Source organism: uncultured Bacteroides sp., from assembly GCF_910578895.1.
Taxonomy (GTDB): domain Bacteria; phylum Bacteroidota; class Bacteroidia; order Bacteroidales; family Bacteroidaceae; genus Bacteroides.
Genome location: NZ_CAJTSC010000002.1, coordinates 81311 through 98652 on the forward strand (window position 1 = coordinate 81311; position 17342 = coordinate 98652).

General features: G+C 43.3%; 10 protein-coding genes. 3 read left to right on the plus strand and 7 right to left on the minus strand.

Annotated features, from left to right (window positions below):
- Positions 1 to 23: 23 nt before the first annotated feature.
- The 4 genes from QZ327_RS01115 to QZ327_RS01130 all read right to left on the minus strand — a co-directional run bounded on the left by QZ327_RS01115 (position 24) and on the right by QZ327_RS01130 (position 8852).
- Positions 24 to 1691, minus strand: coding sequence for a RagB/SusD family nutrient uptake outer membrane protein (locus QZ327_RS01115; RefSeq protein WP_294616404.1), 1668 nt, complete (start codon positions 1689 to 1691; stop codon positions 24 to 26).
- 26 nt (positions 1692 to 1717) lie between these two features.
- Positions 1718 to 4855 (minus strand): TonB-dependent receptor, encoded by a 3138-nt coding sequence (locus tag QZ327_RS01120; RefSeq protein ID WP_294616405.1) that lies wholly within the window; start codon positions 4853 to 4855, stop codon positions 1718 to 1720.
- Positions 4856 to 5199: 344 nt separating this feature from the next.
- Entirely contained in the window at positions 5200 to 7806 is a 2607-nt protein-coding gene (locus QZ327_RS01125) for a glycoside hydrolase family 3 protein (RefSeq protein WP_294616407.1), read from the minus strand.
- Positions 7807 to 7964: 158 nt separating this feature from the next.
- Positions 7965 to 8852 carry an AraC family transcriptional regulator gene (locus QZ327_RS01130; protein WP_294616408.1) on the minus strand — a complete coding sequence of 296 codons (888 nt, stop codon included), beginning with the start codon at positions 8850 to 8852 and terminating at the stop codon, positions 7965 to 7967.
- An 834-nt stretch (positions 8853 to 9686) separates the two neighbouring features.
- On the opposite strand from QZ327_RS01130, the gene QZ327_RS01135 reads away from it, so the two are divergent.
- The 3 genes from QZ327_RS01135 (at position 9687) to QZ327_RS01145 (ending at position 12241) form a co-directional block, all read left to right on the plus strand.
- A complete protein-coding gene (locus tag QZ327_RS01135; RefSeq protein WP_294616410.1) occupies positions 9687 to 10694 on the plus strand; it encodes an aldo/keto reductase in 1008 nt (335 codons plus the stop codon).
- A gap of 249 nt (positions 10695 to 10943) precedes the next feature.
- A complete protein-coding gene (locus tag QZ327_RS01140; RefSeq protein WP_294616412.1) occupies positions 10944 to 11597 on the plus strand; it encodes a DUF4136 domain-containing protein in 654 nt (217 codons plus the stop codon).
- Between the two features lie 14 nt (positions 11598 to 11611).
- Entirely contained in the window at positions 11612 to 12241 is a 630-nt protein-coding gene (locus QZ327_RS01145) for an outer membrane beta-barrel protein (RefSeq protein ID WP_294616414.1), read from the plus strand.
- A 343-nt stretch (positions 12242 to 12584) separates the two neighbouring features.
- Here the strand turns inward: QZ327_RS01145 and QZ327_RS01150 are convergent, their stop codons facing one another.
- From QZ327_RS01150 to QZ327_RS01160, 3 genes are read right to left on the minus strand one after another with little or no spacing between them, the layout of a single operon-like run.
- Positions 12585 to 15623, minus strand: coding sequence for a glycoside hydrolase family 3 N-terminal domain-containing protein (locus tag QZ327_RS01150; protein WP_294616415.1), 3039 nt, complete (start codon positions 15621 to 15623; stop codon positions 12585 to 12587).
- A gap of 3 nt (positions 15624 to 15626) precedes the next feature.
- Positions 15627 to 16472: a bifunctional UDP-sugar hydrolase/5'-nucleotidase gene (locus tag QZ327_RS01155; protein WP_294616418.1), complete on the minus strand. Its 846-nt coding sequence runs from the start codon at positions 16470 to 16472 to the stop codon at positions 15627 to 15629.
- 27 nt (positions 16473 to 16499) lie between these two features.
- A complete protein-coding gene (locus tag QZ327_RS01160; protein WP_294616420.1) occupies positions 16500 to 17270 on the minus strand; it encodes a 5'-nucleotidase C-terminal domain-containing protein in 771 nt (256 codons plus the stop codon).
- Between the last annotated feature and the right edge of the window lie 72 nt (positions 17271 to 17342).

A 17342-nucleotide genomic window follows, 5' to 3' on the forward strand; every position in this document is an offset into this window, starting at 1 on the left:
TTTAAGTTTATACAGAATACTCATTACCAACCCGGATTATTAGAGTCAATCTTATCATTGGCATTGACTTCACTAATAGGCAGCGGATAAAGCAAATTACGTTCCAAACGACGTTTAGTAACATTATGCTCATCCATATCAATAGCATTCATTACTCCCAAATAAATACCCCAGCGGAATAAATCGTACCGACGATCTGCTTCATACGCCAACTCGCGGGCACGTTCTTCAAGTACAGCAGAACGGAACTCATTCTGATTCATGCCAGAGAACGGAGTCGCATTTGCACGTGTACGGATTCTATTAACCTGATTATAAGCCTCAGCATCCGGTCCACCATTCAATTCATTCACAGCTTCCGCATAAATCAGCATAATATCCGGCAAACGAAGCAGTGGAAAATGGAAATCACTGTTCTTTTGTTTACGATCTGTCACAAATGTAAATTTAGTCAACTTTGCTAATGTCCAACCTTCGCCTTCCTGATATACTTCCGTACCATCAAATGCATTGCCTTCACTATCATAAACCTCTTTATTGGCTACTTTATCAGCATACCAACGTGGATAATAATTATAAACCACCTTTCCATTAGAAATATCACCAGAAGCATACCGGTGTATAACTCCGTCTACAACACGCTTATCTTTCTCTTCAAAAAGTAAATACCAGTGGTCACGCATTCCATACCAGTTACCTTCCATCGTACCGTCTTCCTTAAAGATACCTACATAGTCCTGGCAAATCGTATTACCAAAATCTGCATCAGCACTTTTAGCCTGAGCCATCCAGATATGTTCCCCCTTATTACGGTTAGCAATGGACCACACATCCATATATTTATCAAACAAGGTATACTCCTGTATTACTTCCCATGCCTTATCACGTGCCAGCTCATAATACTTTTTCGAATCAAAACTTTCATATCCGGCCACAGTTTGTGCAGTATGCGTAATTGCTTGTGGTTCCGGATTAGAAGGTTTTCCACCTTTAACTACAATGGGTACTCCGGACATTGCTCCTGATGCCATTGTTGCATAAACTTTTGCTAATAGTGCTTTTGCCGCACCACTTGAAGCATGTCCTTCGATGAAACCTGCATCATTTTTAGAATACATATTCTCTGCCTGATCCAATAGTTCAATAATATGTGCATAAACATCAGCTACGGAAGAACGAGCCTGATGCATATCTTCACCTTCTGATATAGATTTTCTGAAAATAGGTACCGGACCGTAATTTCTGACCAGATTAAAATAAGCCCATGCTTTCAGGAAACATAATTGTCCTAAAGCATCTTCCTTACTTTCAAGGGTTAGATTGTTCATTGCAGTAATCTTAGAAGTGGCCAAATTAGCACGATGAATCAAAGTATAACACCCTTGCCACATGTGGTCTATTCCCCAAAATCCCTGCGGATTACCAGCTCCCACATTACCAAATGCCCATGAAGCACCAGAAGCATAGTCACAATCCAGGTTCGTGAGATACAGATAAGAACCCGGAGCAATAAAATTGGTAATAATGGCATTGTAAGCTCCTGTTACAAGTTGTGAAGCAGCACTTTCACTGTCTCCCAACTGCTCAGGAGAAACAAAATCGTATGCTTTCTCTTCCAACAGGTTGTCGCAAGAGCATGCAGCCACAGCCGTCCACAACAATATGACTGATTTTAATATAATCTTTTTCATAAACCTTCTTTAAATTGAATTAAACGTTAGAATGTACATTGCAAACCGAATGAGAAAGTACGGCTACTTGGATAGGAGAACATATCCACTCCACGACGTGAAGCATCGCTACCGAAAGAGTTTACATCCGGATCAAACCAACTATAACCGGAGATTGTAAATACATTGCTTACAGAAACATATAGATTCACTGATTCTATCCCTTTAAATGAAGGTATCCATTTATAACCCAAATTAATATTTTTCATTCTGAGGTAAGATCCGTCTTCTACATAACGATCAGACAATTTCATAGTTCTACCATAACCGGCATAAGCTTTCGGCCATTTCGCAATCGCTCTGTTTTCCGGAGTCCACCGGGTATTATACATTTCTTGTGGAATATTACCGATACCGCTCATTGTTACTTCCATTAAGTTAGCATTGAAAATATCACCTCCCACACATCCTTGCAGGAAGAAACTCAAAGAGAAGTTCTTATAAGAGAAATTATGCGTCATACCAAATGTAAAATCAGGATTGGCATCTCCAATAATCTGGCGATCAGCGTTTGTAATACCGGCTACACCATCAAGGTCCTTATATTTCACTTCACCAATCATAGCTTTACATACAGCATCCGATTCATTGGCATAGAAAGGATCTGATCTCACCTCTGCAATGTTATCATAGAATCCGTCTTCTACAAAACCATAAATTGTACCGATTGGCAGACCATTACGTTGCAAGAAAACATTATCAGCCTTGCTCCATCCTTGTGCAAACTGATCACCGGGAAGTCCGTTAATCTTGTTACGGTTGAAAGAGATATTTGCATCGAAATCCCAATTAAAATCCTTTGTTGCCACTGCATAGAACTTACCGGAGATTTCAAGCCCCTTATTGGTTACATTACCAAAGTTCGTAGTCATGTTAGAAAAGCCTGTACTTTGAGGGATCTGTATATTCTGCAATAAGTCTGATGTCTTTTTATAATAAAGATCAACTGTTAAGTTTACTCTATTCTTAAAGAATCCCATATCCACACCCACATTATATTGACTGGTTGTTTCCCATTTTAAATCCGGATTTGCCGGACCTCTCCAAGTTAGGTTGGCAAAACCACTGGCAAGCGCACCATTAATAGGATAATTGGCCACAGTCAAATAGTCGCGTGTAGCATAAGCACCAATAGCCTGATTACCTGTCTGACCATAACTTGCACGTACTTTCAGGTTACTGAAGATATTCAGTCTCTTAATAAATTCTTCTTCCGAGGCACGCCATGCAATAGCACCTGATGCAAAGTTCGACCATTTATTACCAGGAGCAAACTTACTGGAACCATCGCGACGGAAAGAAGCTGTGAACAGATATTTGTTCATTAAACTATAATTGGCACGTCCCAGAAAAGAAACCAAAGAAGTCATGCCGCGTCCACTGGTCGGCTTACCCGGATTAACGGCTGCACTCATATCATAATCTTCTGTTATATCTTGCGGAAAACCGGTAGCAGTCATGGCTTTATTACCATAATCCCCTTTTTCATAAGAAAAAGCAACCACTGCATTCAAAGAGTGATTCTTATTAAACTCTTTATTATAAGTAGCCATTGTTTCGAGTACCAGATTCTTTGCCCAGTTATCAGCTTTAGAAGCATAACCGTTCACCGGATCCTTACCCTCCACTGTCTCACGGTTATAATACACATTACGTTCGTTTCCATTATAAGAGAAACCTACATTCTGACGGAGTTTTAAATCTTTTATCGGAGTTATCTCCAGATAAGAAGAAGAGAAGAATGTATTAGTAGTCAATTCATCTTTTGCTGCACGCGTATAAACATATGGATTGGAAGAGAACCAGTTCAACTGAGCATTATTCGTTTCATCATCCAAAGGAGCAGTAGCAGGATAAAACAAAGTTCCACGAATAATACCATCACTTACAGAGTTTGTCTTTGCCAACTTATTCAATGAATTGGTAAAACTCATATTAGTTCCGATTTCAATCCACTCATATACTTTACGAGCTACATTTGCACGGAATGTATAACGCTTATAACCAGAGTTATTTATAATGCCCTCCTGATCCAATATGTTACCGGAAATTGCGTAATACCCTTTATCATTGGAGCCACTGACACTCAAATTATATTCTTGAGAAAGAGCTGTTTCAAACACTTCATCCTGCCAATTCACACTTGGATACTTACCGGTTCTGTAATCGTCCGGTCCCGGAGAGTATATCGCTTCTCCTGTGGCCGGATCAACTGTGGATGTTCCCGGATAAGGTATTTTTTCATTTGCCCCGTCATACCTATTAAACATCTCCGTAGCCTCATTACGATATTTAGCATACGTATAGCCATCCAGCATATCCATCTTCTTCACCACTTTTGAAATTCCGAAATTAGCACTGAAGCTAATATTATCTTTGCCTTTGGCACCACGTTTTGTCGTAATCAGTACAACACCGTTGGCACCACGTGAACCATAGATAGCAGTAGCAGAAGCATCTTTCAGGATTTCAATAGATTCAATATCTGCCGGATTGATGGCAGAAAGCGGATTGGTCGTTTGAAGCATACCATCTTTACCTGTTCCCGGAGTACCACTGGTTGTGAAAGGAATACCATCCACAATATAAAGCGGTTCCGTAGATGTAGAGAATGAGTTTGCACCACGGATCTGAATACTTACACCTGCTCCCGGAGCACCATCATTCTGATTAACCTGTACACCAGCAATACGCCCTTGCAAGCTTTGATTGATACTAATCGGATTGGTTTTCATCAACTCATCACTCTTAATACTGGTGACCGATCCCGTTAAATCACTCTTCTTCATCGTACCGTAACCAACTACCACGACTTCATCAAGCAATTCCGTATCCTCTGCCATTCTTATATTCAGAGTTCTCTGTCCAGGTTTCAAGGTTATCATTTGTTCCTTATAACCTATACATGAGAAGACCAGCACATTTTTCCCTTTAGGAACATTCACGCTATATCGACCTTCCGTATCAGCAATGGAACCTATCCCGGCATCCTTAACCAACACATTGGCTCCAATCAATGGAGAACCATCGTTAGCATCGGTAATAGTACCGGTAACGATAGACTCCTGAGCCATCACATGACCACTCATTAAGAGCGCCATCAGAAACAACATAATGTTTTTCATATATAACACTGATTTAAAATAATAAATTCTTCAACACTACAAATATAGCTGCCGCCTCTATGATAAACAAGTACAATTTTATCATTAACTAATACTATTCCAACGCCATGTGATAAGTATCCAATTAGAAGACATCCCCCATTCAAACACGTTATATAAAACGAGTTGAAGAGTTTTTTCACCTAATATCGTTAAAAGTTAAATTAATACATTTCAAGAAAAGTATTCCTATATTATATTATCCTAACATAAGAATAAAAAAGCATCATGCCGCAGACTATAAATTACCCATTAAAACAATCTTTTTCTCCTAAAAAAGCACCTATATCCTGACTCAACCAACCTTATTCTACCCTTATTTCAAAATTCCTATTTATTCCTTTAGAAAGTCCTTCCTGACCACTTCCCACAAACAAGGAATATTTCCCCGGAAGCATCTTCCATATTCCTTCCTGCCATATAGAAAGCTGGCGGGGAGCAATCGTAAAAGTAACCGTTTTACTTTCACCCGGTTTCAGGTCCACTCTCGCAAAAGCCACCAATTTCTTTAACGGGAAAGTATATACCGGAGTATTTTCACGGGAAATATATACCTGAATAACTTCTTCTCCTGCTACATCACTTATATTTTTAATTTCAACAGAACATTGCAAAGTACCATCCGGACGAACCACATCATCACTTTGCAAATGTGTATACTCAAAGCTCGAATAACTTAAACCGTGCCCGAATCCGTAAAGAGGTTTACTTGACAAATATTGATAAGTACGCCCTTTCCAAATATCATAATCCAAAATATCCGGCAACTGCTCTTCCGATTCATAAATAGTCATCGGTAACTTACCCGACGGATTTTCTGAACCAAACAAAATGCCAGCCAAAGCCTTACCTCCCTCTTGTCCCGGATACCAAGCTTGAAGAATAGCAGGGACATTTTCTGCAGCCCATTTTGAAGTTAACGGATTTCCCGTGTGGAGTATCAAGGCTGTATGAGGATTCACTTTATAGATTTCTTTTAGCAGCAATTCCTGTGTCATAGGTAAATAAATGGAAGGCAGGTCACGATTTTCACGAGCCAACTTTTCATCATTCCCCAAAGCAACCAATACTAAATCTGCCCCGGATACAAATTCTTTCACCTTATCTATTTGATCTGAATTTCCAAAATCAGAAACCAACATACAAGCAGCCGCACCCGCCTTATTTATATATTCTATTTTAACCGGCATTTTTCTGTCTGTCTCAAACGGAACCTCTACAGAATAAAACTGCAAACCACGAGCATTCCATTTATCCAAAACCAAACGTTCATTCAACCAAATACGCACTCCACCATCCGCATACATACCAATAGTATGTTTACCACTTACCGGAGCTTTCAGATATCCACTCCATCTGACAGAATAATTGTTTTTAGTTAAGCGTTCATCCGGCGTACCATCTCCCCAGTCAAAGCCCACAGACTTATCAATTCTTGAAAACAAAGGGATATCACTCAGATTGTGCCCACTTATATACTCAGCAGTAAGTCCCCGGCTCACCCCATCAGAAGCTACCAAATACTCCGAGCCAACCGGAGAAATCACGGAAATGCCTTCCATGTATGAAACCTTCACTTTTTTACCTACTAAATCTTTAACACCCTGAAGCAAAGAAACGTTATGAACAGGTTTCCCACTATATCCGCCCAGATAATTATTATCAGCAAATGGACCGACGATAGCTACAGAACGTATCTTCTTCTTATCTACAGGCAAGAAATCATTGTCATTCTTTAAAAGTACGATGGATTTAACCGCAGCTTCATAAGCCAGTTTCCCAAATTTTTCTCCTGCAAGTAATTTTTTATCATAATGATTATAGGGAACAAGTTCAATAGGGTCGAATTCACCTAATTTAAAACGTGCTGTTAATACGCGAGTCAAAGCCTTATCAATAGCTTGTTCTGAAACCAATCCCATCTTTACCGCTGCTACCAGTTTCTCGCGATAGGTTCCCCCACATTCCAAATCACAACCACTATTGATGCCCAAAGCAGCAGCTTCCTCCAATGAGTTTACAACCCGGTGCTGCCAGTTCATGACTCCAATAGCTCCACAATCAGAAACAACAAATCCGTCAAATCCCCACTCTTTTCTCAGAACCTCTCCTAAAAGCCAGGTTGAGCCACTCGGAGCCACTCCGTTAAAGGCATTATAAGCAGTCATTACAGATTGCGCATCCGCTTCCTTTACACATGCCTCATAAGCCGGAAAGTAATATTCATATAACTGCTTGGTGGGTATCTGTGAAGAACTGGAGAAACGGTCATTTTCTTGGTTATTGGCAACAAAATGTTTTATTGTAGCGACCGTCTTCAGATAATCGGGATGATCTCCCTGTAATCCCTTCACAAAAGCCACTCCCAAGCGGGAAGTTAAATAAGGGTCCTCACCATAAGTTTCCTCATTTCGTCCCCAGCGGGGATCACGAGCCATATTAATGGTGGGAGACCAATAAGTAAGCCCCTTTCCTATTTCCAAATATTTCAGGCGAGCCTCTGTAGAGATGGCAGAAGCTACTTTATTAATTAATAATGTATCCCAGGTAGAAGCCAGATTAATGGCTTGTGGAAACACAGTCACTTCACCCGCACGAGCCACTCCATGCAGGCATTCATTCCAATAATTATATGAGGGGAGATTCAGGCGCGGTATGCTGTCTGTTTCATTAGAAAGCTGAGCCACCTTTTCTTCAAGTGTCATCTTGCTGATGAGATTCTCTACACGTGCAGATATGGTTTGAGATAAATCGCCAATGATTCGCTCCTTCACTCCACGCACTTCCACTTTTCCACTTGCATTGAAAGCCGGACAGTCATCACATCCACCATTGTCCTGGGCCTTCAATGAAATACTTGCTAATATAAACGCTCCAACTAATAAAGACTTTCTCGCTTGCATATTTTCCAATAGATTAGAATATGTTTTTCCATTTGCAAATGTAACGATATCCTAATACTACAACTGATATTATTTTATCCTTTCATTGTACAATTCTTCGTAGGATGAGAAAAAACTTTTTATTTAAGGATAAAACAGATTATATGCTAAACAGCAAGAATATAAAATCAAATCACAATCTTCTTCTTTTTATAATTCTCCCGAAACTCTTTCGGAGAACAATCTTTCTTACGCTTAAATATTCGGTTGAAATTGGATAAATTATTAAACCCGCAATCATAACAAATCTCAGCTATTGTCTGGCTCGAGTCGACTAACAGCCGCGTAGCAAATCCTAAACGGATATCAATAATATAATCGGAAAGCGTCTTACCCGTACGTAAATGAAAAAAACGGCTGAACGACACAGGTGTCATTCCTACCATAGCAGCCATAGCTGCCAAACGAATGTCCTCTTGATAATGGTCGGCAATATACTTCTGGACTTTTTGCACACGACGACTGTCCGAGAAATTTTCTATTTTAGCAAATGAAGAGCTGGAAAGCACTTTTGCGTCGTCATACAGAGACAGTTCATAAAGTATTCGAAGAAAATTCATCACCGCATAGAAACCTTGTTCCTCAGAAGCTAATTTATCCAACCAGTTATAGACCTTCATTATAGCCTGCATTGGAAAACTAATGCCACATTGTGCCTTTTCCAGCATCCGGCGGATACTACTGAACTGGTTTTTATTAATAAAATCTTTAAAGAAAAAATCGGAAGAAAACTGGATTGTGATTTCCCGGATATCTTTCGAAGTACATTCATTTTGTTCCCAAACATGTTCAAGTTCCTTACCGGTAATCAATACCAAATCATAATCTCCGATGATTTCCGAAGAGTCACCGACAATTCGCCGCACACCGGAAGCATGCTCCGTGAAGTTCAACTCATATTCGGCATGACAATGAATAGGATAAGTAAATTCCGTCTTATGACGATCTGCGATATAAAAGCAATCACGTTCGGATAAAGGGGTTATCTCCCTCATTATATAGTTTGAGTTTTCCATTTTTGATTAGACAAAAAAGTATCATACGCCACAAATATAACTATTATTTTTATTCCTGTATCATCCAGAGCATTTTTAACGACTAAAAAGCTACGGCTTTTTCATTTACAGGAATTAAAGGGAGTTGGAAGGAGTTATCTCCTTTCGGAACAGGAGTTGAAAGCCGACAGCCACACCGAAGGACACGACCGGGGAAACCGCGCAAACAGACAGGCGGGAGCGGACAAACGGGAACGGACCGATGAAGAACAAACGGATAAGAACAGGCCGGCGAAAAATCCCCATTAGGCACTTATTGTCAGCAACATACGAGTGCCACTCGTTTTCTGCGTGGTGGAACTTTATTCCCAGCACGTTGGGAATGTGTTCCCAGCGTACAGGGAATATGTTCCCAACTTGCAGGGAACACGTTCCCAATTAAGTGGGAACATCGGAAGAAAAAGAAGCTGTCAGTCACGGAGCTTTCATTTACGGAAATTATCAGGAGCCAGAGGAAGAAGGGCGACACCCCTTCCGACTCCTGTAAATGAAAGGGCCGTACTAAAAAGCCAACATATTATTTCAAAAGAGCCTGAACTATCTCGAATAATTTATCTATTTTTGCTTCCACTGTTTTTATTACCTTTAAGAACCTGTTTAAATTTTGTTCAGCATTATATTGAGCGTTCTTTTCGAGGATGTTTTTCTACTTTTATGAGGAGCATAGCGGGCTATGTGACGAGTAAAAAGAGGAAAACAGACCGGGAAGAAAATCAAAAGAAGCTGAAGAAAAACTTTTTGAAGAAAATTTAAACAGGCTCTAAATATATAAATTCCAATTAAAGACCGACAGACATGACAAACACTATTTATTCTGCATCTTCAGACAGATACAACAGCGGCATGAAGTATCGCCGTTGCGGTAAGAGCGGCATCCTATTGCCTGAAATATCCTTAGGGCTATGGCACAATTTCGGCGATGCCAATACATTCGCCAACTCCCAAGCAATGGCTCATTACGCGTTTAACCAAGGCATTACCCACTTCGACCTTGCCAACAACTACGGTCCCCCGTGCGGCTCCGCGGAAGAAACTTTCGGCATGATCATGAAGAAATCGTTCATGCCTTACAGAGACGAACTATTCATTTCCACCAAAGCCGGACATGAAATGTGGGCAGGGCCCTATGGTGATTGGGGGTCCCGGAAGTCTCTGATAAGCAGCCTCAACCAAAGCCTGAAACGGATGCACCTAGATTATGTGGACATCTTCTATACTCATCGCTACGACCCTAACACTCCTCTTGAAGAAACACTTCAAACATTGGTCGACATCGTGCGGCAAGGGAAAGCACTCTACATCGGTATCTCCAAATATCCTAAAGACAAAGCGGAATTTGCTTATAAATATTTAGAAGAGAGAGACGTACACTGTCTCCTCTATCAAGGCAGGTACAACCTGTTCAGTCGCGAACCGGAAAACGAAGGCATCTTGCAGCAGGCCAAGGAGAACGGTACAGGTTTCATCGCCTTCTCTCCGCTGGCACAAGGGCTGCTTACCAACCGCTACCTGAACGGCATTCCCGAAGGCTCTCGCATCGCCCAAGGCGGTTTCCTGAAAAAAGAGGCATTGACAGATGAAACACTGGGGAAGATAAAAGCACTGAATGAAATTGCCTTGCAACGCGGGCAGACACTTGCCGAAATGGCTTTGGCATGGTTGCTGAAAGATGACATGATTACTTCGGTCATTATCGGGGCAAGTTCCGTTGCGCAGTTGAATAACAATCTGCAAAGTCTCGGAAACACGGTTTTCACTGTAGAAGAGTTGGAAAAAATCAACCGGATTTGCAATCCGGAATAGGCAAGTTTAGTCCCACGGCTTTTGCATTTAAACGCAAAAGCCGTGACTTAATCCTTTTCACTGAATGAGCACGGGTCGAAACAACTTCAATTCCCAAACGAACAGCCCTCTTTTCCTACTTTTTCTCCCCTAATACGTTTTTAACATCCTCTTTTCCGAACTTTTTATTTTCTATCTTGTTTTTTCTCCAAAAGCCTAAGGTACCAAACAGGGCAGGAATTTATATTTAACCTAAACAACGATAGAAGTATGAAGAAATTTATTCCTTTATTATTAGCGGCCTTCGCAATAACATTCGCGTCTTGCGAGAAGGATCCCGATATGGATAAACTGGACAACAAGTATCTGGTTTATACCAATTATGACACGAAGGCCGACTTCAAAGCTTTCGAAACCTACTACTTGCCGGACAGCATCCTTGTTATCGGCAACAGTAAAGACGCCGAATATTGGAAAGACGAAAGTGCGCAAGAAATCCTCGGTACTTACGTCACCAACATGAACAACCGCGGTTATCTCCGCGTGGAAAATCGTGAAGATGCCGATCTTGGCTTGCAAGTAAGCTATGTGAAGAGTACCTACTACTTTACAGATTACGGACGCCCCGAATGGTGGTGGAACTACCCGGGCTATTGGGATGCACCTTACTGGGGCGACTGGGGCGGATGGTACTATCCGTATGCCGTGAACTATGCTTATAGTACCGGCTCCTTCATCACCGAACTATTAAATCTCAATGCCCCCCAAGGGGAAAAAGAGAAACTGCCTATTTTGTGGACCAGCTACATGAGCGGATTATTAAGCGGCTCGGCATCTTTCAACACTAAAAAGGCTGTAGAAGGCGTGAACCAATCCTTTACGCAATCCGCCTATCTTAACAGAATGAGTGTCCAACCCAACTAAAAACAAGAACAAGTATGAAAACATTGAAACAGATAACTTTGAGGGCATTCGCCATTGCCGCCCTCACCCTCGTCTTCGTCTTACCGACAAAGGCACAGATGACCGATAACGGTTATGCCAACATTGATTGGCAGTACAACTTCCCCTTAAACAACCACTTTGCCGACAAAGGCAGCGGATGGGGGATGAACTTTGAAGGCGGTTACTTCCTGACATCCAATTTTGCACTGGGAGGCTTCCTGGCTTATCACAGCAATCATGAATATTTCGGCCGCCAGACTCTTCCGATTGGCGAAAGCGGCAGTTTGAATACCGATCAACAGCATACTGTGTTCCAGTTGCCTTTCGGTCTTGCAACACGTTACGCATGGAACCGCGGCGGAGCGTTCCAACCCTATATAGGTGTAAAACTCGGCGCGCAATATGCACAGTTGAAGTCCACTTTCAACGCATTCAAAGCCGATACGGATACATGGGGTTTCTATGTATCTCCGGAAGTCGGGTTCAACGTTTATCCGTGGGCTTACGGTCCGGGAGTGCACTTTGCAGCCTACTATAGTTACGGAACAAACAAAGGTAATATCTTCACCTATAGCGTGGACGGAATGGACAACTTAGGTTTACGTGTCGGCATTGCATTCTAATATACACACCTAAAACTTAACAGAATACATTAAGAGCCTGTTTAAACTTTCCTCAGAAAGATGCTGAGTAAAATTTAAACAGGCTCCATTTGTTTCAGAAAAACAGAAACCGGTCAACTTCAATCGGTCGGTCACCGAGTTTCATTATCCATTTATAGTTAAAGAGACATGCCGATACTTTCTTTTCGACACATGCTCTCAATTCCCGATGCCGGACATCAGGGCGCTCATGCAGGACATGGGATTGCCAAAGTTGACCTTTACGTTCCTAAAGTTAACCTTTACATTTCTAACGTTGACCTTCACGCCGCCAAACTTGACCTTCACGCTCCAAAAACTTACGCTATTTCAATATTGCCCGATGCATTGCTTCTTGTATCCTTCCCCGGATATCCAGTTTCGACAGTTTCGCATTCCATGCGTCCGGATAGATGCGGTTACTAAGGAATATGTAAACCAGCCCATTGTCAGGGTCCACCCACGCGCAAGTACCGGTAAAGCCGATATGACCGTATACCGATGCCGGAGCAGAAGGTGCACAAGGGCTTTTCTCCGGATTCTGCATATCCGGCTTGTCAAATCCCAAACCACGGCGACAACTCTTGGCAACCGTAGTGGTAAAAAGCCTGCAAGTCTCTTTACTCAAATAGCGTTTTCCGTTCAACTCCCCGTCATTCAGCAACATTTGATAAATCCAAGCTACTTCCTCTGCCGTTGAGAACAATCCCGCATTACCGGAAACGCCTCCCTGAAAAGCGGCAGACTCATCGTGCACAAATCCCTGCAACGTTGTTTTCCGCAAGAAAGGGTCGACGGACGAAGGCACGATTTCCTCTTTCGACAAGAATCCCAACGGAAGATATCCGGTGCGCTTCAACCCCATCGGGGCATAAAACTCCCGGGCAAGGAATTCATTCATAGGCATTCCCGCACGCGACTCAACCAATTGCTGCAACAAAATAAAACCCACACAACTATAACGGTATCTCTTGTCCCTCAAAGGGGTATCAACTATCTTTTGAAGATACTCCTTTTTGAAAGACTCATGCAGCCAAAGACTATCACAGACCTGCAAAGTGCATTCGGAAGTACGCACCTTCGAGGTCAGTCCGGAACGGAAACGAAACTTCGGATTCGCCCATGTCTGCCGCCCGATACGTATGGGATGCTGCTGGTCTTGCCGTGCCTTGAACAACGTACCGTCATAACTGTCTTTGTCGATAGCATCCTGATAGAACAACAAGGTAGAGGGCAACCCCGACTGGTGGAACAACAATTCCCTGACCGTGATGGCACGTTTATCCGTATCTTGCAGATATGGAAGATAATCGGACACACGGTCCGTCAGGCTCAGGCGCCCCTTGTCGTAAAGTTTCATAACAGCCAGCAAGGTAGCCGTAGTTTTCGTCAAAGATGCGATATCATATACGGACGAGGATGTCACCGGAACAGCCTTCTCGCTTCCGGAACTATTCCATGTATAAGTACCGAAAGCTTTATTATACATCTGTTTCCCATCCTTCAAAATCACCACCTGACATCCCGGATAAGCGCCTTCCCGTATACCTTCCCGGGCAATTGTATCAATCTGCGCCAATATACGGGAATCCAATCCATGCTCTTCGGGGACTAAACGGGAGGCTGTCCGCGGACTTAACGTCACTCCTTCTCCGGCAGCGAATAAACTGCCGATACTTGCCGAAAGCCTGCCGTCTGCCACCGCATCCGCATAAAGCGTTCTTGCCACATGACGTTGTATTTCATCATCCGCAGCATGCGCCAACACTACCGCTTGGGCGGCAGCTATATTCCGATGTATCTGTAACAGTTGCTTACCGGGAACAAAGCACACATATACCACCGGAATTTCCGGAGCAAACTCCGCAAAAAAAGACTGATAAGCAGCCAAGCGATTCTCAGTGACACACACCAAAACACGTTTATAGTCAGCCAACTTCTCCCTCAAAGCCTTACGTGCCGCTACCGGCAAATCTTTTCCCAATTGAAACTCTACCGGATGCGCATATCCGGAAAGTTGTTTGATAAAAGGCTGTATCCTTGTAGCGGCACCGACATTCAATACGGCAACCTCCTTAATTGCCGGATCCAACGGTAACACTTCCGTAGCATTGCCAAGCACGGTAACCGCTGCTGTTTTCAAACGGCAAATCAAATCTTGCGCATAAGGCGTATTTATCCGCGTATCCAAACCGGAGAGGCGGATTGTCGGTTTCTTATTCAACCCCAAGGCATATTTATAAGTCAATACTTTCCGGCACTTCTCCTCTATCGCCTGTTCCGCCAACTCACCACGTTTTACAGCAGCCAATACGGCATCCACCTCCTCTTTGATACGTCGGGGCACAAGCAGCAAATCATGACCGGCTTTCAATGCTTTCAAACAAAGCGACTCATTGTTCGACACCCCCTTCATTGCCAAGGCATCCGTAAAAACGAGTCCCCGGAAGTTCAATTCGCATGTCAACAAGTCATAAACAACACTGCGGGAAAGTGAAGAAGGCACTCCGCTTTTCTTTTCAAGGGCAGGCACTTCCAAATGCCCCACCATAACACCGCCCAAACCAGACCGGATAACCTTCTTAAAAGGATACAACTCCACACTGTCCAAACGCTCACGCGTGAAAGGCAATACGGGAAGCGACTTATGCGAATCCACATCCGTATCTCCATGACCGGGAAAATGTTTGGATACAGAAAGCACTCCGCCATCCTCCAACCCTTTGGCATAAGCAACAACCTTATCGGCAACATTCGCCGGACTTTCACCGAAAGATCGGGTGTTAATAACCGGATTCTTAGGATTGATGTTGACATCCGCCACGGGAGCGAAATTCACCTGTACACCAAGTTCCCGGCACTGTCTTGCCATTTCCCTGCCATACTCATATAGCAGACTGTCGTTCCGTATACAACCCAGCACCATATTTTTCGGAAAAACGGGCGTTCCCCGCAGACGCATGGAAAGCCCCCATTCTCCGTCAAACGTAATCATCAGGGGAATATCCGCCATGCGTTGCGCCTCGTTTGTCAACACGGCTTGGTTCTGCATTAACCCACCCGAAAACAGCAGCCCGCCGACTTTATACTCCTTAACCACCCTGCTCAACAACTCTTTGTTCGCTTTATCCTGCTGAGGAGCAATTGTATAAATAAAAAGTTGCCCGATACGTTCTTTCAGGGTCAGTTTACCCAATATGGAATCTACCCATTGCCTGCATCGCATATCATCCAGTACGGGTCTCACCAATAACGGTTCTGCGGAATCTACAACAGCAGGTGCCGCCGGACACCGTTTCGCATCCGAAGCAAAACGTCCGCAGCATCCCATCATAATCAGTACAAACAATAACAGCCTTTTCATCTACTACTCCTTAATCAACGTCAAATTCAATTCTCCCACTAAAATACCACTCTTACCGGAATGCAATATCGGAACGCTCTTACCTTCGGCATTTAAGTAAACAGCCGGTTTCTCCATAAAGGTATGGGTATGACCACCCAAAATCACATCAATACCTTTAGTTGCAGCCACCAATTTCTCATCACAAACCGCATTCTTAAGACGAAGTCCGAGATGGGAAAGGCAGATAACCACATCACACTCCTCTTTGGCGCGCAAATGGTCAGTCACTTCCTGTGCCGCGGCAATCGGATCGTTATAGACGATACCCTCACACTTATCCGCCTGCACCAGCCCTTCCATTTGAGGACTCAGTCCGAATACACCGATTTTCACTCCACCGCGATTTATCACGACATAAGGTTTCACCAATCCCTCAAGGACAGTGCCGGCTACGTCATAATTGGCACATACCACCGGGAAATCCGCCATACGAAACAGACGGGCCATATTATCCAACCCGAAGTCGAACTCATGATTACCGATAGCCATGGCGTCGTAGCCCATAAGATTCATCATCTTCACTTCCACCTCGCCCCGGAAAAGATTGTAATATGGAGTGCCTTGTGAAATGTCACCGCAATCAAAGAGCAAGACCTCCGGATTCTTGCTACGAAAATCTTTCAGAAAAGTGGCACGGCGCACCACACCACCCATACCGGCATATCGGTCGGCAGCATGCGCGTCGATAGATTCGATACGGCTATGGGTATCACTTGTATGAAGGATAACCAATTGTTTGGTCTCCTGTGCCGATGCTGCCAACAATACACAGCATATCAACAGGCAATATATAGATATACGTTTCATCAAATACTCTTTTTTAGTTTTCCATTCTCAATTTTCTACAGTAATTCGTCCTTCCATACGTGCGGCAACCTTCTTTCCTGCCGCAGTCTGTCGCTCTACATACTCCATAAACAAACTACGTAGAGTCGCACCTGGAGGACACTCTCTCTTTTCCGCCTGAATCAGGGCAGTCATGCCGTCATTGCCGTCCGCCAGATAGTCAATCGTGGCAACCGTGTACAGTTTATCATCAACAACCGGTTTACCCGCCACCGTAGCCCGGAGCAATTTCCCGTCTCCTGTTATCCGTAACTGCACACCGCTGACCCCTTCGCCACCACACGCCGCTATATTTTCAAACAGACGGTTCAAATCAGCACCTTTCAAAGTCACCACACAAAGCGAGTTCTCGAACGGTAATATTTCATAGATGTTACCACAGGTAATGGGACCTTCCGTCAATACATTGCGCAATCCTCCCATATTCACAAGCCCCATATCGGCAGGTTTTCCAAGCACCTGCGTAGCCGCCCCGCGCAGCACATCCGCCACCAGATTGGAAAGAAGACTTTCGGGAGCCCCCTTATCCATGGACATTTCGGCAGTGCCCACCACCCGGCACATCATACTGTCTATTTTTGCCTTGTAAGGAGCAAGCAACGCCACGGCTTCCGCATCAGGATTCACATCATACGTAGAATCTATCAATTGCATACGTCCTTCAACTTTCGTCACTTCGCAGACGGAACGGCAGGATGCAAACAAAAACATCGCCGCCGACACTAAGCCAAAGACGAACTTCAAATAATTTCTCTTCATAGTTGTCCGTTTTTAAATCGCTACAAATATAAAAAGAAAAACGCACATCCCTTTGTCAATCAAAAGAAAAAC